Genomic DNA, 21,802 nt, shown 5'->3' on the forward strand with positions numbered 1-21,802 from the left:
TAATTTGTAATTGGTAATTGGTAATTGGTAATTGGTAATTGGTAATTGGTAATTGGTAATTGGTAATTGGTAATTGGTAATTGGTAATTGGTAATTGGTAATTGGTAATTGGTAATTGGAATAATTGTTATTTTCTCTTGTCTTTTTCTCTTGGTTATTATTAATTATTTCTTCTGTTGGTAAACAATCTTCCCAATTCAATTCTAACTCTCTGCATATCCTTTTCAGGGAGTCAACTGAAATTGGTTGAGCCTGAAAAAATTTGGTAACTGTTGTTCTAGATAAATGATGTTTAGCAAAATTGGATTTTGATTCAAATCCTAGTCTAATTAAAGCCATTTCGGCCTTCTTTATACATTGACAAGAGGCTGTCACGGTAATTCTTTTCTTTTTTTGATCATTATTATGGCTTTTCATCACCTAAAAACATATTATTACTGACAGTATTTATTCTCTCATAAAAAGTCTCTCATCATGTATCAACAAATCTTATATGCCTCTAAAATCCCTTTGAAAGAAGCAGATTGAATAATTAACAAGTGTCTAATATTACAATCAAAAACTTTTTCAACGACCTCCAAGTTAATCATAAAACAGTCACAAGACAATCATTACTTAGACAGGAGTTGAGATTTTTAGATTTAGAGTGGGATAAGTAAATCTATGTAAAACTACTTTATGTTAAGAATTTTTTCAACTCATGGGCTTTTCGGATTTCTACTGGTTGGTTTAATGATTACCTCCTGTGGTGGAGGTACATCAAGTAATACTTCTAGTGGAGGTGGAGGTACATCAAGTAATACTTCTAGTGGAGGTGGAGGTACTAATAGTGGAGGTGGAGGTACTACCCCTCAAACTTTAACTGTTAGGGTTCCCTCATTAAATTATGCACAAACCATTACTAAGAGTACACCCATTAGTGATATTACAGCCCTAAGGAGAGATTTAGCTACGCAGTGTACTTCCCTAGAAGCAAACCCTTTTGGTTCTAAAGCCCAAGCTTGCGCTGCTGAGGTTGAGACAGCATATAACCAAGCAGTTGCTTTTATCAGGAGTTAAAGTCGTAGGTTGGGTGTTGTAGGTTGGGTAGAGCGACAGCGAAACCCAACATTTCCAAAAATAACTTAACCAGCAGTTTGCGAAAAACAAAAATAAGATTAATAAGCACACCACAAAATTTTTATCACTAATATCTGTATATCAAAATATCGTCAACTGCTGCAACTACATAACCAGCAAAATGATAAATGAAAAAAATAAATATTTTTCCTCGCATATCATTACTAGAGCGCTATTTAATCTCAGAAATTACCCCGATTTTACTATTTACCATCGTTATTGTTACTGTTGTTGCGGAATCAATTGGTATATCATTCGAGCAATTTAGTTTTCTCCTGACGGAACAAATATCTTTCGGTACTTTAATATATTTACACATTCTTAAAGTACCTGAGTTTATTGTTTTGGCTGTACCAATTGCTATTTTAATGACCACAATATTCGTTTATAATAAATTATCAATTACCAGTGAAATTATTGCTTTACAAAGTTGTGGAATAAGTTTGTATAAATTAATCTGTCCAGCGATTCATCTAAGTCTTATTCTTTCATTAATCCTATTTATTGTTAATGAGGGTATTGTCCCTATCTCTAACTATAAAGCTGCTATTACCTTAGAGGAAGTGATGAATATAAATAGATGGGATCTTAAAAGTGATCACATTGTTTATAAAGAATTAGCCAACAGAAATTATGAACAAATATCTGATAAAGATAATTATCTTAAATACTTCTTTTACTCAGAGAGATTTAGTGATGGAAAAATGCAAGAAGTTACCTTATTAATTAGAGATAATCGGGGATTGAAGGTAATTATAAAATCTAAATTTGCTGAATGGAATGAAGGAAACAAATATTGGTTTTTTTATAATGGTGTCAAGAGTATAATTAATCCAGATGGTTCTTATAGTCAGGGAATTAAATTTGATGAAATTCGCCTTAATCTTTCTAGTATATCTCGGCAATTTCAACTAGATAGGGAAAAATTAGATCATAGAGAAATGAATATATTTCAAATTTATCAACGATTGTTAGTTGCAAAAAAAGCAGGAGATATCTCGAATCTAATCAAATTACAAGTTAATCTTCAAAAAAGATTTACCCTACCTATTTCCTGCGCTGTATTGGCTTTCTTGGGTACAGCTATAGGAATTAATTTGCAACCAAGGATTAAATATAATAGTTTTACAGTTACTTTAGTAATTCTGGGGTTAATGAAAATATTTGAGGCGGTTATTAATGCTTTAATTATTTCAGGAAATATCTACAGTTATGTAATATGGCTACCAAATATTTTGGCTACAGGTTTTAGCTTTTACATATTAACTGAAAAAAATTCCTGAAATCGGATTATATTTGTTAAATACCTGTAAGTAATGGGAACTAGTAGTCTGTCAAGATAAAAATGATGGACTGTAGTGTGAGCGTCTCGCTCACATTTATTGAGCAGATACATAAAAATGATGGACTGTAGTGTGAGCGTCTCGCTCACGCGGGCAAGATGCCCGCACTACCAAAAACCCGTCAAAATGTCTTTGACAGACTACTAGTACATCACGGCGTAAATAAAGCAACCATATTCAATCGCCAAAAAGCCTACTGTATATTAGTTTTGACTTTTGACTTTTGACTTCCGCCCTGCGGTACTAGGGGAAGAATTTTCCTGATTGTAACTTATGAATGGGCGCAAGCCCTGCGCCCCTACCTGATTTTAATTATGAATTTTTGCAAAAATGCGATCGCTAATTTCCACTTCTTGATGACTTAATTGTTTTAATTTATGGGTTAAATCTGCTGTCAGCCTTTTGGCTTCTAGTTTTAAATTTCCATTCATATAATCTGCGGCTTTGATAGGTTCACCAATATGAATATTCACATCAGTACCCCAATTAGGATAGGGTTCACTGTAGTGGATACCGACAGGGATAACCTTAATATCTAATCCTGGATAGGTAGATTCAGCAGTCACAGCTAAACGAGCGATTCCCGGCTTCAGGGGATGAAGTTGACCATCACGATGAATGCCACCTTCGGGATAAATAACTAACATTTCCCCCTGCTGCATTAACTCTACCGTATGCCGGAGAGTTGCGATCGCCGGACGTTCAATATTTACAGAAAAACCCCCCATTCGCAGCACAAACCAACCTTGCAACCCCTGACATTCATTACTCGTTACCATAAATCGCATATCTCTACCCGTCACACAACGACCAGTAGCATAGGGCAAAACCAAAGAATCCCACCGGGAACGATGGGTAGGTGCAAGAATTACTGGTCCACTTGTAGGAATATTTTCTCTTCCAGTCACCTTAATATGCCCAAAGAAAGATGGCAAAACCATGTAGTGTCCTAGAAGATAAGCAACACGGATTAACCAAGGCGAAACCCGCGAGGTATTCTGAAGCACCGAAGGTCGCCGAGCGGAGTCGAGGTGAGGATTTACAGGCGTATTTTTAGTTTGAGAATGGCGGTTGGTAAAAGCAAAGTATGATTTGATCATAACGGTGGCTGATTTTTTGGCGAATAAAAGATGACACACACTTGATTATGTCCACCGTAGATTTTCTTGGGTAACTTGTGTTTTCCCATTTGGACAGTTTTATCTGTGTCTGTTATTTTTGTTGACGTTGGGTAGCAAACCAATTTTGTAATTGTTCTCGACAGTCTGATTCTAGAATACCTCCTAGCACTTTCAGACGGTGATTAGAGGCTGGATGATCAGGGATGTTAATAACAGTACGAATTGCGCCAGTTTTGGTATCGTCCACGCCATAGATCAATTTTCCCAATCGGGCATGAACTATCGCACCGGCACACATCGGACAGGGTTCTAGAGTGACATATAAAGTGCATTGATGCAAGCGCCAACTTTGTAAAACTTGACTAGCAGCCCGAATCGCCATAATTTCTGCGTGTGCAGTCGGATCTTGATCTCGCTCTTTGCGATTTTCACCCACAGCAACCAATTGATTATCTGTGTCAACAATTACAGCCCCCACAGGAACTTCACCAGCATCACCCGCCACCCGTGCCAATTCCAGGGCGTGATTCATCCATTTTCGATGTTTTAAATATTCTGGGTGTTGAAGCATTGGGGGAAGGAGTCACCGAGTCAGGAGTCAGGAGTTCAGGAGTCAGGAGTCACCGAGTCAGGAGTCAGGAGTCAGGAGTCAGGAGTCAGGAGTCAGGAGTTCAGGAGAAGGAAGAAAGGAAGGAGGAAGGAGGAAGGAGGAAGGAGGAAGAAGGAAATTACCAATTACCAATTACCAATCACCAATTACCCATTACCAATTACCAATCACCAATCACCAATCACCCATTACCAATTACCCATTACCCATTACCCGCAACCTCAAATAACAGAGGGTCAAGTTGAGCTTTTGCATCTAATTGATACAGGTCATCACAACCACCAATATGTTGATTATTAATAAAAATTTGGGGAACGCTACGGCGGCCGTCGGCGCGTTCTGCCATATTTGATCTGGCTGTTTCGTCGCCATCAATTTTGTACTCGGTGAAATTAACACCTTTCCACCATAGTAGCATTTTGGCGCGGATGCAGTAGGGGCAAGTTTGCCAAGTGTAAATTTCTACATTGGCTTTGATTTGCTCTGGATGGCGACCGAGAAGAGAGTTGAGAAAATTTAGCATATTCTTAATTAAGAGGTTTTCTTGTAATTAAATCTCATCTACAGAAATCCAGTTTAATAGCTGGAGTGCCGTTAGTCATACTCCTAAGAGGATATATTTGCCACGAGTATCAATAAATGTTTCAATTATAAAGAAGATTCTTGAGAAAAAACAATTATGAAATTTAGTAAATTATCTGTCATTTTACAGGGGATAGGGATGCCTTTAGCGATCGCCCCTTTAATCCTAATTCTGAGTGGCTGTAATGATCAACCACAAAATAATACACAAAATCCCGTTAGCACTCCCCAAGGACAAGTTACTCGCGTTCTCTGGAATCGCATTAAAAGCCGTGGACAGCTTGTTTGTGGCGTTAGTGGTGAACTACCAGGATTTAGTTTTGTCGGCACTGACGGCAAATATAGCGGCATTGACGTTGATATTTGTCGGGCTGTTGCAGCAGCAGTATTTGACAATCCAGACGCGGTAGAATATCGCAATCTCAACACTAAGGAGCGATTTACAGCTTTGCAAACTGGAGAGGTAGATATTCTCAGTCGCAATACTAGCTGGACTTTTAGCCGTGCAACTTCCCAAGGTTTAGATTTCGCACCTGTGGTATTTTACGATGGTCAAGCTGTCATGGTGCGTAAAAATAGCAATATTAAATCCATCAAAGACCTGAAAGACAAAGCCATTTGTGTGCAAACTGGAACTACTACCGAACAAAATTTAGCAGACCAAATGCGGAAACAGGGAATTACTTATAAACCCGTTGTTTTTGAAGATGTGAATATCACCTTTGGTACTTATGCTGAAGGGCGTTGTGATGCTGTAACTACAGACCGTTCCGCTTTGGTTTCTCGACGGACAACCTTACCTAAACCAGAAGATAATATCATTTTAGATGATGTTCTTTCTTCTGAACCTCTAGCGCCAGCAGTTGCTAAGGGTGACAGTAAGTGGAGTGATATAGTGAAATGGACTGTTTATGCTTTAGTGAAAGCGGAAGAATTGGGAATTAATTCTCAAAATTTAGCCGAGGTTGCTAATAGTAAAGATCCCGATATTAAACGTTTTTTAGGAACAGAAGGAAATCTCGGAGAAGGAATTGGTTTAACAAAGGATTTTGCTGCCAAAATTATCAAGCACGTTGGTAATTATGGCGAAATTTATGATCGCAATTTAGGAACAAAGACAAAACTAAATCTCCCGCGCGGACAAAATCAAATTTCCTCAAAAGGAGGATTACTCTATTCTCCACCTTTTCGCTAAGGAAGCACAAGAATTTATTATTTATTATTAACAACTAACAACTAACAACTGACCTGACGGGATGACAACTAATAACTAACAACTGACAACTAACAACTAACAACTGACAACTGTACGGGCGAAGCATTTGGAAGATAAATTGTCGGTCATTGCCAAAAATAGTTCTCCAAATGCTTCGCCCCTACTAACAACTAACAACTGACAACTGACAACTAACTAATGACCAATTCAAAACCTCCTTTGTGGCGTGATCATCGCTTTTGGCAAAATGCTATCCAGCTAATTTTTGTATTTTTAGCAGTAGTTATAGTTATTATCTTGTGGGGGAATGTCAGACGAAATTTACAGCAATTAGGAATTCAATTTGGATTTAATTTTCTCAAGCAACAAGCATCTTTTGATATTGGTGAAACTCTCATTAATTATCAACCAACGGATGCCTATAATTATGCTTTATTAGTAGGATTAGTTAATTCTTTAAGAATAGCAATAATGGGAATTTGTCTCACCACAATTGTGGGAATTACTGCGGGAATTACGCGATTATCAGATAATTGGTTAGTGAGGAAAATTAGTCTGGTTTATGTAGAAGTTTTTCGGAATACTCCATTATTATTGCAATTGCTATTTTGGTATTTTGCAGTTTTCTTGAGTTTTCCCAAAGCCGAAAATAAACTTTCCTTATTGGGTTTTGTTAACTTTAGCCAAAACGGGATTCAACTTCCTTGGTTTACTTTATCTCCAGAATTTTCTAGTTTATTATTGGGGTTAACTTTTTACACAGGTGCATTTATTGCGGAAATTGTGCGGGGAGGAATTCAATCAGTACCAAAAGGACAACTAGAAGCAGCCAAATCTCTGGGGTTAAAACCAGATTTAGCAATGCGATTGGTTATTTTTCCCCAAGCGTTGCGGGTGATTATTCCCCCATTAACCAGTCAATATCTCAATTTAACAAAAAATTCTAGTTTAGCGATCGCTATCGGTTATCCTGATATTTATTTTGTTGCTTCTACCACTTTTAACCAAACTGGAAAAGCTGTGGAGGTAATGCTGTTAATTATGATTACCTATCTGACTTTGAGTTTGATAATTTCTTTCACCATAAATTTATTTAATCGTTCTGTGCAAATTAAGGAAAGATAATGTTGAACGCAGATAAACGCAGATAAATACGGGTGATAATTATTCTATATGGTCTCACATTTCTATGATGATTAAACTGACTTGGTTAAGAAAAAATCTCTTTAATAATTGGTACAATAGTTTACTAACTGTTGTTTGTTTTATCTTTCTATTTTGGTTAGTTCAAGGATTTGCAATTTGGTTAATTACTAAGGCACAATGGCAAGTAATCCAAGTTAATTTACACTTATTTTTAGTAGGAAGATTTCCCCAAAGTTTATATTGGCGGATTTGGGTTGTTTTGGGAATATCTACAACTTTAACCGCAATTACAGCGAGTGCATTTACCAAAAAAGCAATAATCAAAAACCGCAATTCTTTGATTGCTGTTGTGATTATGGGGATTTCACTGTTTATTTTCCCCATACCATTAACAAGCCGTTTATGGTTATTATTAATAGTAGGTTCAATATTTGCAGGTTTGATAATTGGTCAAAATTTTACTAAAATCATCACACCTTGGCTTTCACTAATTTGGTTATCATCATTTTTCATAATTATCTGGTTAATTGGTGGTGGTTTAGGATTACAAACTGTATCTACAAACCTATGGAATGGGTTATTACTTACCCTATTAATGGCAATAATTAGTATTATCCTTTCCTTCCCCATAGGAGTTTTACTCGCATTAGGAAGAACCAGCAATTTACCTGTAGTGCGGTGGTTTTCTATTCTTTATATTGAAATTGTTAGAGGATTACCCTTAATTGGGATTCTATTTTTAGCCCAAGTCATGTTACCCTTATTCTTACCAGCAGATTTACGTTTAGATCGTTTACTCAGAGGTATTGTGGGACTAATATTATTTAGTGCAGCATACATGGCTGAAAATGTGCGCGGAGGACTACAAGCAATTCCCAGAGGACAAATAGAAGCAGGAAAAGCACTAGGATTAAATACACCTTTATTACTCATATTAGTCATATTACCCCAAGCCTTACGCGCAGTTATTCCCGCAATTGTTGGTCAATTTATTGGTTTATTTAAAGATACTTCCCTTTTATCATTAGTGGGATTAGTAGAATTAACAGGAATGGCACGTTCTATATTAGCACAACCGCAATTTTTAGGAAGATATGCAGAAGTATATTTATTTATCGGGTTGATTTATTGGGTATTTTGTTATTCAATGTCCTTAGCTGCTAAAAACCTAGAAAAACAATTAACATCGTAGGTTGGGTTGACGCAAGGAAACCCAACATTCCTAAATATCTATTTAAATCTTAAACTACACAAAAGGAATAATTGTCAGAATCAGGATATCCAGGATTAAAGGATAAACAGGACAGGGGAAACGCATCTTATCAATAAGGGTGATTCAATCTCAATAATGACCAAAATATTCGCATTAACGACCACTTATTGACAATACTTTAGTCCATCACTATGATCCTGAAAAAATCAATCAAACGATAAATAGGGATTTATTGGTTTATACATTAAAATGGTATTTTGTCAATAAGATTTAGATGCGTTTCCCCTGATAAACAGGATGAAAAACAATGATTTTATCACCAACTACCCGTAGGTTGGGTTGACGCAAGGAAACCCAACATTCCTAAAATTTTCAACTACACAAAAGGAATAATTGTCAGAATCAGGATATCCAGGATTAAAGGATAAACAGGATGAAAAACAATGATTTTATCACCAACTACCCGTAGGTTGGGTTGACGCAAGGAAACCCAACATTCCTAAAATCTTAAACTACACAAAAGGAATAATTGTCAGAATCAGGATATCCAGGATTAAAGGATAAACAGGATGAAAAACAATGATTTTATCACCAACTACCCGTAGGTTGGGTTGACGAAAGGAAACCCAACATTCCTAAATATTTAACTGTAACTTGTATGACACAAAAGGAATATATGACAGAATCAACCCCGATAATTATTGCTAAAGATGTTCACAAATGGTATGGTAAATTCCATGCCCTCCAAGGTGTAAGTTTAACCGTAGAACGGGGAGAAGTCGTTGTTTTAATGGGACCATCTGGTTCAGGAAAATCAACCTTTATTAGAACATTCAACGCCTTAGAAGAATATCAACAAGGAACTATTACCATTGACGGAATTACCCTCAGTCATGATTTAAGAAATATTGAAACAATTCGTCGAGAAGTGGGAATGGTATTTCAGCAATTTAATTTATTTCCCCATTTAACAGTTTTAGAAAATATCACCTTAGCACCAATATATGTCCGCAAAATATCCAAAGTTAAAGCCGAAGCATTAGCAATGCAATTATTAGAAAGAGTGGGAATTTTAGCACAAGCACAAAAATATCCAGGACAATTATCTGGTGGACAACAACAACGAGTAGCCATAGCGCGTGCATTAGCAATGCAACCGAAAATCATGTTATTTGATGAACCGACATCAGCATTAGATCCAGAAATGGTAAGAGAAGTTTTGGACGTAATGCGAAACCTAGCTAATGACGGAATGACAATGGTAGTTGTTACCCATGAAGTCGGATTTGCGCGAGAAGTTGCTGATAGAGTAGTGCTAATGGACAGCGGTTTATTAGTTGAATCCTCTACCCCCGACACCTTTTTTACTAATCCCAAAGAAGAGAGAACCAGGAAATTCTTATCACAAATTCTCTAAGGTGATTTAATTCAGGCTAAAGATCCCCGACTTCTTAATTTAATCTTTTGTAAATAATGATAATTTATCAAAGAAGTCGGGGATCTAAAAGCAGGTTTAACGATGTCCAAATATTGGGAAGATTTGATAATGTTCTTTATCTATAGACATCGCTAGGTTAACCGTATACATGGTATCTAAAATTACATCTATAAAAATTGTTTACAGGATTTACAAGTATATTTGTACTATGATACAATAAATGCGATATTCTCAGTTTTTCAATAGGAGTAAATTGTATGTCAAATCATAGCGGAAGTTATATGTTAAATGAAGTGATTACAATTTTGAAACGTGAGCATTGTTTTGATCATTTGGATCAAGAAGAGAAGCAAAATCTGATTGAAGAAATTGTCAAACTAGCTCGTTATGAAGATGATTGTAATCCAGGGGAAATTTTAGAAGGACACACAGACTATTTTAAAATCTGTTATTGTTGTTTAGCGAAAACTCATGATCTGGAATCTGGTCTTTGTGTAAAATGCAGGTAATTACATAATATATCGCTCTTTTTTTTTAACGCAAAGGTGCTAAGGAGCAAAAGAAGAAAATAAGGTTTTTGGAAAATGATACCTAACATACATTAAGTTGTGGTTTCTATTTGCCAATCTTCTAGAGAAATTTCTGCCGTTTCGATAGCTTTTATACAAAAAGCATTAATATCTCTAGCTGATAAGTTGACATTAACAAACACCCCATTTTCTAATTTTCTCGTATCCCGAAAATCTTTTTCATCTCTACTAATGAACCGGGGAAATTGTTCCATAACATCCTTAAATTTATCGGCATCTAAATCAGCGATCACATTTAAAGTTTTTTCTAAAACATCCCGCCAACTTTTGACAGGATATTCCTTACCAAAAATTTTTAGTTGTTTGGGAGTTGTACCCCTTACCTTAGTTTTCGCAGGATTCATAAGATTTTCATTACCAAAGTAAGGCCAAATTTGTAAAACTTTTTCTGCTAAATATAAACTCCTTTTTTCTATATCTTCTCTTTTCCAAGTTTCTTGATTTTCAAAGTATTTATTGATTTCCAAATGACTATTAATCAATATTTCTTTTTTCTGGATAAATTCAGCATTATATAATTCACCATTGTAAGCTGTAATAGTTATATTACCCAACGAGTGCAGTAATAAATCATGAGTTATGTCGCCCTCTTCTCCTAAATGTTCTTGCCACCATTTAGTTATAGTTTGTGGCATAATATGTTCAATAGTTAGATTAGTAAAAGATACTTGTTCTTTATGATAGAAGGATTCTTCTATAGATTCTAAAATTAATTTACCTTTACAAGTACGTCCAGTACCATATAGTTTAACATCCAATAATCTATCTTTAAATTCTGTATCTTTGGGATAATCTCGATTTTGTAAATCTAGTTTTAATCTTTCCACAAAATCAGCATGAGCTAAATTACTTGCTTTGCTAACTTGAGAATACAGTACAGAAAATATCCTATTTAATCCCCTAGTTTGGACGTTACAAATAAATCGGCGAATAATGAAATTTTCTAAAATCTGCAAAACAGCAATAAAATCTGCTTCTAAGAGATTATTTTCCTCATAATCATGATAACAATTAAGTAAAAAGGGATAAACGGTAGCTTGTTCTAAACGGTTGATTCTTTCCAAACAACGACGAATTTTTAAATTATTCTCTTTTAGTGGATCTAAAAGTTTTGCATAATATTCCGAAAATTCATATAAATCTTTCAAATAATCAATAGCATCTCTTTTGATCATTCTTTCTTTGATCTGAAAATAAACTTCATCTTTCTTGATTTCTACGCCATCTCTGGTTAAATAATGTCTGATAAATTCTGTTAAATTAACATCTAAAGTTTGTTGCATTGGTAGCCAATATTTATTATAAGCATCGTCTTGATTTTCGGTATTAATTCTCAAGAAAAAATAATTACGAATTAAATCTGCTTGTGTTAAAGGTTCACCTTTAGCATTGAGACTTTCAAAGACTAAATAAGGATTATCTTCTGTACTTAAAACAACGCTCACAATAGATAAATAACTACAGATTACTTTCTTGAGATCAGAAAAATCTAAATTACTTTGTCTAATCTTCTTTTCAAAAAATAAGTAACATTCAGTAATACCAGAATTATTTACATAATCTTGACCATTAATTAAACTATGAAAAGACTGTCTATCTACCTGGGTAGGTTGAAGTTTATAATGGTCTAAACCTTTTTTATATGGATTAACAATAATAGTATTATGAATTTCTGCGGCTAACTCATCATGAATATTTTTAGCTTTATCTCGCAAAGCACAAAGCAGGATAAAAATAGTAGTTAAACGTTGTTGTCCATCAATTAATAAATATTTACTTACACCTTCAGGTATAGCAGAAGTTGGCATAGTGACAATAGAACCCATAAAATGAGGACGACGATTATCGCTATGATATAGTTCTAAAATATCATTCCATAGAGATTCCCACTGAGATTTTTTCCAACTGTAGGCTCTCTGAAACAAGGGAACAACATACTGTTTATTACCTTCAATAATCTCTTGCAGCTTAGTTTCTGATGCTTGCATGGTTAATGTACTCTGATTTACTCAATAGTTATGCTTTTAGTATAAAAGAATCTTGTATAAATAGCATAAGATAGCGTAACAAAATAAAACATCAAATATATCCAGGGAATAAATTCCCTGTCTAAAAGCAAAAGTCGGTTAAAACCGACTCATAAAAAATAATTCTCCTTTTACTAATCTGCTTGATTGTGAATCGTTGCATTAACTTCTAATACTTTGATACCTAGTTTTCGGGCTATTTGTTTTGGTGTTAAATTTAATGCCCATAAATTCAGGATTTCTTGTTCTTGTGCTGGTGTGATAATTTACTACAGCGGTTTCCGCTCTTATGAGGTACAAAGTCGAATCAATCATGAAACTCTTGTAGTGCGGGCATCTTGCCCGCTAGATATGTACCTCATAACACCGGGAAGTGCTGTATTATCTCCAAACAACCTATCCAAAAATATTAAACCTTAATTAACACCTTAGCAAATTTCAAGGTATTTTTAATTTTTAATTCCCCAAAGAAGTTGACCAAATAATTAATTCACCTTGTTCACCACCTGCGGCTAAAAATTGTCCTTGGGGATGCCAAGATAGAGTAGAAAACCCTGCTTCTGTATCGGTAAAAATCTGTGATACTTGTTTGTTTTCATCCCACAAACATAGCCAACCATCAGCACCAGCAGAAGCAATAATAAAACTTTGGGGTGCAAAAGATATTGCATTAATGATATCCACATGATTGGTTAATATTTGCGCTTCCCAACCCACAGATTCATCTACCGACTTCTCCCATAATACTATACCTTCAACGCTGGAAATAGCCAAAATTGGCGCACCTGTAGGGGCTTTTAGTTCTGACCATGCTAAGTGACGAATTTTTCCTGGAAAGCCACGCATGACCCAAGGATCAGGGTTTTCCCATTCTAAAACGGTGAGAGTCCGATCCATATTTCCAGATGCTAAATATTCACCATCACCAGACCAAGCCATTGCTGTACTGACGGTAGACATGGAAAGCATAAATGGTTCTTCATCCCAATCTTGAGTAGACCAAATTTTTACGCCTTTATAGCCGTTAATAGCCAAATATTTGCCGTCTTTACGCCAATCAATTCCCAAAATTGAGGAATCATTAAAATTGAGAGTAGCAATAACTTCTAATGTATCTGCATCCCAAATTTGCACATAACGTCCTAAACTAAAAGCTAGTTGATTATGAGTAGGACTCCATGCTAATTGATCAACCCAAATAGGAGCATTTTCTAAAGTGCTAATTAATTGATTTTCACACCAAATTTTTACTTTTCCATCTTGTCCACCAATGGCTAAATATTTGCCATCATGGGAAAAAGCCAGACAATTTACTGCTTTATCTGTAGCAGTTTGTAAGGTTGTTAATTCGCCATTTTCCCATAAAATAACTTCTCCAGCCGCCGAACTAGCTGCTAGTATTTCTCCTTGAGAAGACCAAGCCAAAGCGGTGACATAATCTGCAAGTTTTGTGGAATAATGTTTTGTAAATTCTGGAGATTTGCTAGTTGTTAAGTTCATGGTTTTGATATTTTATTTACAGATTTACAGATTTCCAGATCCCCGACTTCTTGAAGAAGTCGGGGATCTAATTAGTTTATTTAACTCATACAAGCAAAAAAGTCTTCTTTTAATTTAGCTTCATCTAAATTTCTACCAATAAATACAAGTTCATTTTTACGAGTTTCATTTACTTTCCAAGGTCTATCTGCTTTACCTTCAAATATCATGTGTACTCCTTGGAAAACAAAACGAGTATCCTCATCTTCAATATTTAAAATCCCTTTCATTCTGAAGATATCTGTTCCTTGTGTTCTGAGTAATTCTGTCATCCAAGCATTGATTTTTTCACCATTTACAGAACCTGCTGCGACTATAGCTACAGAAGAGACGCTTTCATCATGGACATGAGCATCTTCTCCTAAAAAATTAGGATCAATTTCTAAAGCCTGATCTAAATTAAATGCTTGAATTCCTAATAAAGCTGACATTGCTAATTCGGAATTATGGGTGCGGTGAATTTTTGCCATTGCATTCATTGACCGAATCCGGGTTTCTAATTCATCTAAAACTTCTGGTGTTACCAAATCAGTTTTGTTCAATAAAATCACGTCAGCAAAAGCAATTTGTTCTTGGGCTTCGTCCGCTTCCCAATGTTGCCAAATATGTTTAGCGTCAACAACTGTGACAACTGCATCTAATGATAGTTGATCTTGTAGATCTTCATCTACAAAAAACGTTTGAATTACAGGTGCAGGATCAGCTAATCCAGTGGTTTCAATGACTAAATGATCAAACTTATCTCGGCGTTTCATTAAGTTGCCAATGATGCGAATTAAATCACCACGAACTGTACAACAAATACAGCCATTATTCATTTCAAATATTTCTTCATCTGCATCAATTACCAATTGATTATCAATACCTACTTCTCCAAATTCGTTGACAATAACGGCAACTTTTTTACCGTGTTCGTAGGTAAGAATATGATTTAATAGAGTGGTTTTACCTGCGCCTAAATAGCCAGTTAAAACAGTTACTGGTACTGAATTGAATGTTTCTGAAGTCATCGCCCACCTGAGATTAATTTAGGTTAATTTTATTGAGTATAGCCCTATCTAGCCCTGAAAAACAAGATCCCCCACTTCTTAGAGAAATCGAGGATCTGACTCTTGCATTAATTAAATGAACATGATACCAATCTCTATTACCGTGAGTTTAGCTAACTTTGGTATATACTAATAAGTTATTATACTCTTCAATCTTGTGCATTTTTCCCTGTTTTACAAATGATTCAATCATTGGTTTAGCATGACCCCAGCCAATTGATTTTGTATAGAAGAGAATTTTGCCATTGGGATTCAGTTTACTAAGAAACATCGCTAGAAGAGATTCGTCATTATGATGTAAAAAAGGTGCTTCTTCAGGCATATAAAATTCGCCTAGATGAAACAAAGAAATTACATCGAGCATGGGTAAAGAACGATCTGTCAAGGTGTATATATCTGTACAGAGAACCTTGTAATACTTGGACAATAGACGATCTTTAAGAGATAATCGGACATATTCTTGATGTTCGGGTGCAGAAGCAGTAATCCCAATAATTTCATTTGGTTGAGAAAATTTCTGATTTTCCAATCCTAGAATATGATGAGAGCCTGTGCCAAAATGGAAGATGGTTTGATCTTGGATATTATGCTTTTGTAAGTATTCAACTAATTCAAGATCACATGGACAACGCTCTGGTTGTAATCCCCAAGATGATTTTTCGCGGTAGTAATCAGCGCCAACCCATTGTGGTAAAACTGGACGAGAAAAACTCAAAAAATAGTAAAGTCTTGCTAGGTGGCGATTTGTAAAAACTATTCCCCGAACGGTTTGTCTAATACTAGTAACCATGAATTAATCAACCTCAATAGTTTGGAAAAGATGTTTTTGATATGTTAAATACTCAGCAGATTAAGGTAGGATGCTAGAAATATTCAGCATCAAAACTACAATGAAGCTATATAAAGTTAGCCCAATTCAAATTCATTGAGCCAAGTAAATTGACATCCCGGATTATTTTTGTAATTGTCGTGCTTGATGGTGACAGACAAATGATTACTGATGATACGCTTGAAGATTGAGTCATCCTAGATGGACAAAGTTCATCAAAATCCCTGAAAACCTGCTCTATGTGAGTACCCAAAAAAATACTGGGTGCTGAATTTCTAGAACTTAGGCAAGTCTAACATACGAAAAATAAAGCTCACATCAAGTACAGATGAAAGTTTAATTAACTTTTGCTATGTGTGGGCATTTTTGATAAATCTCTACAGAATATAGCCATCCTATGTGATTGGTGTCAGAGTCAGATCCCCGACTTCTCTGAGAAGTCGGGGATCTTATTGTTCAATTTAAGCTTCAATCACCACGCGCAAATTACCGCGTTTTTTCGCAACTCGACAAGCGGTAGTGCTACCAATTCGTTCAAATTCTAAATCTAAAATCGTGCCACCAACACGCAAATTGTGAAAAGATAAATTGTTAATTGATTCTGGTAAAGCTGGGTCAATAATTCGCAAACAATTATTCTGTGCGTCTGGGACTAAATTCACCATCATTTGCAATAGTTGAAAAATACTACCTGTAGCCCAGGCTTGGGGAGTACAAGCAACGGGATACTGGACGGGAGCATTATCACCGTTCATTTCATAACCGCAAAATAGTTCTGGAGGACGTTGATAGGGTTGCTGGGAGGTCATGTTGAATAACCCTTGAAATAGTTCCAGAGATTGATCAATTAAACCGAGCGATCGCAATCCCATTGCTATCATAGAATTATCATGAGGCCAAACTGAACCAGTATGATAACCCATCGGATTATAAGCCGGTGACAAACTACTTAAAGTTCTAATTCCCCAACCATTAAACATATCCGCAGCCTGCAGTCTTTCTGCCACACTATAGGCTTTTGCAGACGTAAATATCCCCAAATTTAAACACTGGCCAGGATTAGAACTAATACTATCTACTGGTTTACCTTCTCCATCTAAAGCCAAAGCACAAAAATCTTGATCTTCTAACCAAAAATCTTGGTTAAACTTAGCCCTAAGTTGTCTCGCTTCTGTTTGCCAAAGTTCTTCTAAATCTGGACGTTGTTGGATTTTGGCAATTTCTGCGAGGCGGTTTTTCGCTGCATAGACATAAGCTTGCACCTCACACAGAGAAATTGGCCCAATGGCTAATTCTCCTTTGCGGTTGACAATACAATCACCAGAATCTTTCCAACCTTGGTTAATTAAACCACCTTTAGATTTGCGTGCATAGCTGAGATAACCAGTTTCTTGAAGTTGACGATCAATCCAACCCATAGCCGCTAAAGCATTTGGCCACAGTGCTTCCAAGGTTTCTTGATCATGAGTCCAACTGTAATATTCAGCATACAACATTAACCACAGCGGCGTAGCATCCACAGTACCGTAGTAGGGTGTATGGGGAATTTCTTGACATCTCGCCATTTCTCCCAACCGCAGTTCATGTAAGATCTTACCAGGTTCTTCTTCCCGCCAAATATTATCAGTTTGACCCTGATATTCTGCCAATAGTATCAAGGTTTCTTTGGCAATTTTGGAATTCAACATCAAGGTTTGGGACGCGGTAATGATCGAATCTCGACCAAACAAAGTAGAAAACCAAGGAACTCCAGCAGAAACAGTTTTATGTTTGCCAAAGGACTGAAGCAATAAATATATATCTTGTTCAGCCCGCGAAATAACGCGATTAAAAAGACTTTTATCGGAGCTAATCCGGGTAATTTGCTGCAACCAATTTTGCTCCTCCATTAATTCAGCAGCTTTTGCTTGTGCTAAAGTAGAGGCAGCACTGATAGTAGAGCTAGGTTGATTGTCAGTGAACATATTCAGCCGATAACCTAACTTCTTAGTTTCATGAGATGCCAATTCTATGCGCCAAACTGCCGTAGAACCGTGAAACCGAGTTGGTTGCAAATGCTGAAATTGAATTAGAGACTCCATAATCGAAGCATCTAAACCCTGATATGCAAGGGTTAGAGATTCTTCTTTATGGGTTTGAGGAGATGAGGGTGCAACATGATCAGATGTTAATTCATTTAAATGTAAAAGTCTTCCCCGTTTTTGGCGATGATGACCTCTAACCTCAAATAAATCCACAAAATCAGCATCAAAACTCAGACTCAGTTCAAAAACAATGCTGCTAGTGTTGTAGTTAGCAACCTCTATTTCTTCAAATAATGCCCCATTGAGAACCAGTTCTCGACGAATACCCACAGTATCAGCCTTAAAAAGATTCTCTAAATCAGGATTGGTACATAAAACCGAGAGGGCAAATCCCTTATCAGCGTTGCTACTCAATAATATAGGCGATCGCCCTTCAATCTGTAACTCCAAACGACTCAAAAACCTGGTATCACGGCAAAACATCCCCATACTAGGAGTGCTACCATAAAGGTAACAATCGGAAATATTCCCCATGGTATCTGTCACCAGGAATAAATCATCATCTTTAACTGTAATGGTTGGCTGTGGTCTTTGACTGACAACACAAGGCCATTCGGAAATCTCTTTTTGGTCTGCGGGAGTAAAAGTTCTGTTGTCGAGGACAATTGTTTCTGGAGTCATCAATGTATCCGGTGTCATTAGCCAGAGTTACCTATACAGGTGTAAATTTGCTCAAATCAATACTCTTAAAAAACAAAAGTAATTAAATCTAAGACAATGAATTTCTATAAATGTATACCTTATTAATTAGAAGTCAAGCCTGAAAACTGGCTGTTTTTCAAGAGTTTATTCCTTCATAAACATTGAGAGGTGCTAGAGGTAGAGAATACTTACTCAGGCATAAAATCTCATAAAAGTAGAAAGAGGTGAATAAGAACTACTCACCATCTTTGTTTCTTTTCATACTGATATTGAATAAATAAGCATAAATAAGATCCCCGACTTCTCTAAGAAGTCGGGGATATGACCACCTTAATTTTGTTTAACGAAACCATTATGTCAACAACATCAGAAATTGCCGTTGAGTTTCAAAATACCAGTTTTGCCATTAATCACCGTCCCCTATTATCTAACTTAAATCTGAGCATTCATCAAGGGGAAGCATTAATTTTATTAGGACGCAGTGGGAGTGGAAAAACCACAACTTTAAAATTAATTAATCATTTACTTATTCCCACCCAAGGACAAGTTTTAGTCCAAAATCATCCTACAACTAACTGGGATGCCATTAAACTGAGAAGACGGATAGGTTACGTCATCCAAGAAACAGGTTTATTTCCTCATTTTACCATCGCGGAAAATGTCGGACTCGTCCCATCCTTAGAAAAATGGCCACCACAGAAAATTCAAAATAGAGTTTATGAAATGTTAAACTTAGTAGGATTAGAACCAGAAAAATTTGCTCAACGTTATCCCCACCAATTATCAGGAGGTCAACGTCAGCGAGTGGGAGTTGCTAGAGCTTTAGCCGCAGATCCACCTATACTATTAATGGATGAACCTTTTGGCGCACTTGACCCAATTACCCGTTTAGAATTACAACAACAATTTCAATATTTACAACAACAATTAGGAAAAACCGTGATATTTGTCACCCATGATATTCAAGAAGCCTTCTTTTTAGCCACAAGAATTGGTTTAATGTGTGAAGGAAATTTAGTCGTATTAGGAACAAGAAGAGAATTTCTCCAATCTCAACATCCAGAAGCAAAAGCATTTTTAGCTTGTTTAAATATTGGTAACAGTTGGGAAGAACTTAATTAAAATTAGATAAAAAATACAAAAGTTATGTTTTTATTTCAATACGGTACAGAAATAATTGTCCACAGTGGAGAACATTTAATATTAGTCATCATATCCCTAGCGATCGCCATTTCGATTGGTCTTCCTGTCGGCATTTTTATCACTCGTCAACCAAAATTAGCTTCCCCCATTCTTGGTTTAGCAAACGCCATTCAAACCATCCCTAGTTTAGCCATCTTTGGCTTTTTAATTTCCGTACCTTTTCTGGGAGGAATTGGTAAAACTCCCGCCATATTTGCCTTAACTCTTTATGCTTTACTTCCCATAATTCGTAATACATATATTGGCATTAATAGCATCAATCCCGCCATTAAAGAAGCCGGGATAGGTATGGGAATGACAGATCAACAATTACTATTGCAAGTAGAAATTCCCCTAGCTTTACCAGTCATTTTAGCAGGGGTAAGAGTAGCCACCGTTATATCCGTAGGAATTGCCACAATTGCTGCTGCTATTGGTGGTGGTGGTTTAGGAGTATTTATTTTTCGCGGTATTTCCACAGTTAATAATGAATTAATTTTAGCCGGAGCAGTCCCCGCTGCTGTAATTGCTTTGAGTGCAGATTTCGGTTTAGAATTATTAGAAAAAAACCTTACGAAACAAATAGCAAATAAAGGTAAATTTAATCAGCAAATAGGTATTGTTTTGGGAATAATCACCTTAATTATCGCAGGATTAATAGCTTTTAACTATCAACAAGCACCAGCAAAAATTATTATCGGTTCTAAAAATTTCACAGAACAAGTAATTTTAGGAGAATTATTAGCACAACACATAGAAAATCATACCAAATTAAAAGTAGATCGTCGTTTTAACTTAGGAGGAACATTTATTGCTCATGAAGCAGTAAAAGCGGGAAAAATTGCCGGTTATGTAGAATATACAGGAACTTCATTTACGACTATCTTAAAAGAAAAACCAATTAGTGATCCTGAAAGTGTTTATAAAAAAGTCAAAGAATACTATGATCAAAACTTGAAATTAGCAGTGATGAAGCCTTTAGGATTTGAGAATACCTTTGCCATGATTATCAGAGAAGAAGATGCCAAAAAATGGCAAATTAAAAGCCTTTCGGAAATTGGTAAATATACTCCGCAAATTAAAGCAGGATTTGGCTATGAATTTTTAGAAAGAGCAGACGGTTATCCAGGATTATCTAAAACCTACAACTTAAAATTTGCCAATATTAAACAAATGGAATTAGGATTAATGTATCAAGCATTAAAGGAAAAACAAGTAGATTTTATTGCTGCAAATTCTACAGATGGTTTAATTCCAGTTTTAAACTTAGTGATTTTAGAAGATGATAAAAAATACTTTCCACCTTATCAAGCTATACCTATTTTTAATCAAGAAATTCTCCAAAAATATCCAGAGTTAACAGATACCATTAATCAATTAGGAGGAAAAATTTCTACAACAGAAATACAAAAGATGAATTATCAAGTAGATAATCAATCTCAACCGGTGGAGAAAGTTGTCAGTGAGTGGTTAAAATCTCAACAATTATAATTTTCAGATATTTGATTCTCAAAAATATAAAATTTTTTATAAATTTTTTCTCCTCCGATATCATAGAAAAATACCTTCTTTTTTGACATTATAGTTAAAGGGAGTATTTTCATTTTCAAACTTTGCTGAAGAGATAAAGTGACGAGAAATAACAACATCGTTGTTTAGACAAATGGTTGAGATTATTTGACTGGTTTTATCAATTTCATGATAGGGGTTAATCTCTGATTTCAGAACAACCAGAATATCAATATCAGAAAATTCTTTAGCGTCTTCCCTCGCTTGAGAACCATATAAAATAATTGCTTCCAGTTGGTTTTGATAAAGTTTTTGCAAAGCTTGTTTAACTTCTTGTAATATCAAATTAAGCTGTGATTTGTTCATTGCTTAAATCATTCCTTTGGTTTCAGATGATTGGGTTTCGGTCTATAAATACTATTATATCACAACCAATAATATAGCGATTCTCATCCAAGTGAGGTACACCAAAGAAATAATTAACCGCAGATAAATAGAAAAAGAAACATCATGATAGAAAATCTTAGTTGAGAATTTGAATTTATCTGCACTATAGATAATTT

At 35.7% G+C, this 21,802-nt stretch carries 20 protein-coding genes; 10 read left to right on the plus strand and 10 right to left on the minus strand.

The window, feature by feature from the left end:
• The coding region (locus PN450_RS24170) for an alpha/beta hydrolase (protein WP_417033767.1) at positions 1 to 109 on the minus strand (109 nt) is incomplete at its 3' end.
• 569 nt (positions 110 to 678) lie between these two features.
• On the opposite strand from PN450_RS24170, the gene PN450_RS23240 reads away from it, so the two are divergent.
• On the plus strand, positions 679 to 1,059 hold the full coding sequence (locus tag PN450_RS23240) for a hypothetical protein (RefSeq protein WP_271837699.1): 381 nt from the start codon (positions 679 to 681) through the stop codon (positions 1,057 to 1,059).
• Between the two features lie 188 nt (positions 1,060 to 1,247).
• Entirely contained in the window at positions 1,248 to 2,402 is a 1,155-nt protein-coding gene (locus PN450_RS23245) for an LptF/LptG family permease (protein ID WP_271837700.1), read from the plus strand.
• A gap of 368 nt (positions 2,403 to 2,770) precedes the next feature.
• On the opposite strand, the gene PN450_RS23250 is transcribed toward PN450_RS23245, so the two are convergent.
• Both PN450_RS23250 and tadA read right to left on the minus strand, forming a co-directional pair.
• The gene (locus PN450_RS23250) at positions 2,771 to 3,562 is read right to left on the minus strand and encodes a lysophospholipid acyltransferase family protein (RefSeq protein WP_271837701.1); all 792 of its coding nucleotides are present in this window, start codon (positions 3,560 to 3,562) and stop codon (positions 2,771 to 2,773) included.
• A 112-nt stretch (positions 3,563 to 3,674) separates the two neighbouring features.
• Positions 3,675 to 4,115, minus strand: coding sequence for a tRNA adenosine(34) deaminase TadA (gene tadA, locus PN450_RS23255; RefSeq protein ID WP_041458316.1), 441 nt, complete (start codon positions 4,113 to 4,115; stop codon positions 3,675 to 3,677).
• On the opposite strand from tadA, the gene PN450_RS23260 reads away from it, so the two are divergent.
• Positions 4,091 to 4,438, plus strand: coding sequence for a hypothetical protein (locus tag PN450_RS23260; RefSeq protein WP_271837702.1), 348 nt, complete (start codon positions 4,091 to 4,093; stop codon positions 4,436 to 4,438). The genes tadA and PN450_RS23260 overlap by 25 nt on opposite strands.
• On the opposite strand, the gene grxC is transcribed toward PN450_RS23260, so the two are convergent.
• Positions 4,396 to 4,716 (minus strand): glutaredoxin 3, encoded by a 321-nt coding sequence (gene grxC / locus PN450_RS23265; protein ID WP_148765859.1) that lies wholly within the window; start codon positions 4,714 to 4,716, stop codon positions 4,396 to 4,398. The two genes, PN450_RS23260 and grxC, sit on opposite strands and share 43 nt — an antisense overlap.
• A 156-nt stretch (positions 4,717 to 4,872) precedes the next feature.
• Between grxC and PN450_RS23270 the strand changes: the two genes are divergently transcribed.
• The 5 genes from PN450_RS23270 to PN450_RS23290 all read left to right on the plus strand — a co-directional run bounded on the left by PN450_RS23270 (position 4,873) and on the right by PN450_RS23290 (position 10,297).
• Positions 4,873 to 5,970: an amino acid ABC transporter substrate-binding protein gene (locus PN450_RS23270; protein WP_271837703.1), complete on the plus strand. Its 1,098-nt coding sequence runs from the start codon at positions 4,873 to 4,875 to the stop codon at positions 5,968 to 5,970.
• A 219-nt stretch (positions 5,971 to 6,189) separates the two neighbouring features.
• Entirely contained in the window at positions 6,190 to 7,116 is a 927-nt protein-coding gene (locus PN450_RS23275; RefSeq protein WP_271837704.1) for an amino acid ABC transporter permease, read from the plus strand.
• Positions 7,117 to 7,183: 67 nt separating this feature from the next.
• A complete protein-coding gene (locus tag PN450_RS23280; protein WP_271837721.1) occupies positions 7,184 to 8,329 on the plus strand; it encodes an amino acid ABC transporter permease in 1,146 nt (381 codons plus the stop codon).
• A 697-nt stretch (positions 8,330 to 9,026) separates the two neighbouring features.
• Complete coding sequence (locus PN450_RS23285; RefSeq protein WP_148765853.1) at positions 9,027 to 9,767, plus strand: amino acid ABC transporter ATP-binding protein; 741 nt, start codon at positions 9,027 to 9,029, stop codon at positions 9,765 to 9,767.
• A gap of 278 nt (positions 9,768 to 10,045) precedes the next feature.
• Positions 10,046 to 10,297: a hypothetical protein gene (locus PN450_RS23290; protein WP_148765851.1), complete on the plus strand. Its 252-nt coding sequence runs from the start codon at positions 10,046 to 10,048 to the stop codon at positions 10,295 to 10,297.
• 92 nt (positions 10,298 to 10,389) lie between these two features.
• Here PN450_RS23290 and PN450_RS23295 read toward each other — a convergent pair whose 3' ends face one another.
• The 5 genes from PN450_RS23295 to PN450_RS23315 form a co-directional block, all read right to left on the minus strand.
• The gene (locus PN450_RS23295) at positions 10,390 to 12,366 is read right to left on the minus strand and encodes a DUF262 domain-containing protein (protein ID WP_271837705.1); all 1,977 of its coding nucleotides are present in this window, start codon (positions 12,364 to 12,366) and stop codon (positions 10,390 to 10,392) included.
• Positions 12,367 to 12,861: 495 nt separating this feature from the next.
• Positions 12,862 to 13,905 (minus strand): WD40 repeat domain-containing protein, encoded by a 1,044-nt coding sequence (locus tag PN450_RS23300; RefSeq protein WP_271837706.1) that lies wholly within the window; start codon positions 13,903 to 13,905, stop codon positions 12,862 to 12,864.
• A gap of 80 nt (positions 13,906 to 13,985) precedes the next feature.
• Positions 13,986 to 14,954: a CobW family GTP-binding protein gene (locus PN450_RS23305; RefSeq protein WP_271837707.1), complete on the minus strand. Its 969-nt coding sequence runs from the start codon at positions 14,952 to 14,954 to the stop codon at positions 13,986 to 13,988.
• A gap of 148 nt (positions 14,955 to 15,102) precedes the next feature.
• On the minus strand, positions 15,103 to 15,783 hold the full coding sequence (locus PN450_RS23310; RefSeq protein ID WP_213711330.1) for a hypothetical protein: 681 nt from the start codon (positions 15,781 to 15,783) through the stop codon (positions 15,103 to 15,105).
• A 500-nt stretch (positions 15,784 to 16,283) separates the two neighbouring features.
• Positions 16,284 to 18,545 carry an amylo-alpha-1,6-glucosidase gene (locus PN450_RS23315; protein WP_271837708.1) on the minus strand — a complete coding sequence of 754 codons (2,262 nt, stop codon included), beginning with the start codon at positions 18,543 to 18,545 and terminating at the stop codon, positions 16,284 to 16,286.
• A gap of 357 nt (positions 18,546 to 18,902) precedes the next feature.
• Between PN450_RS23315 and PN450_RS23320 the strand changes: the two genes are divergently transcribed.
• Together PN450_RS23320 and PN450_RS23325 are read left to right on the plus strand one after the other, a co-directional pair.
• On the plus strand, positions 18,903 to 19,670 hold the full coding sequence (locus PN450_RS23320; protein ID WP_271837722.1) for an ATP-binding cassette domain-containing protein: 768 nt from the start codon (positions 18,903 to 18,905) through the stop codon (positions 19,668 to 19,670).
• Positions 19,671 to 19,694: 24 nt separating this feature from the next.
• Entirely contained in the window at positions 19,695 to 21,221 is a 1,527-nt protein-coding gene (locus PN450_RS23325) for a glycine betaine ABC transporter substrate-binding protein (RefSeq protein WP_271837709.1), read from the plus strand.
• Between the two features lie 60 nt (positions 21,222 to 21,281).
• Here the strand turns inward: PN450_RS23325 and PN450_RS23330 are convergent, their stop codons facing one another.
• A complete protein-coding gene (locus PN450_RS23330; protein WP_015079636.1) occupies positions 21,282 to 21,605 on the minus strand; it encodes a nucleotidyltransferase domain-containing protein in 324 nt (107 codons plus the stop codon).
• Positions 21,606 to 21,802: the final 197 nt, after the last annotated feature.

This window comes from Dolichospermum lemmermannii CS-548 (assembly GCF_028330815.1).
GTDB classification, from domain to species: Bacteria; Cyanobacteriota; Cyanobacteriia; order Cyanobacteriales; family Nostocaceae; genus Dolichospermum; species Dolichospermum lemmermannii.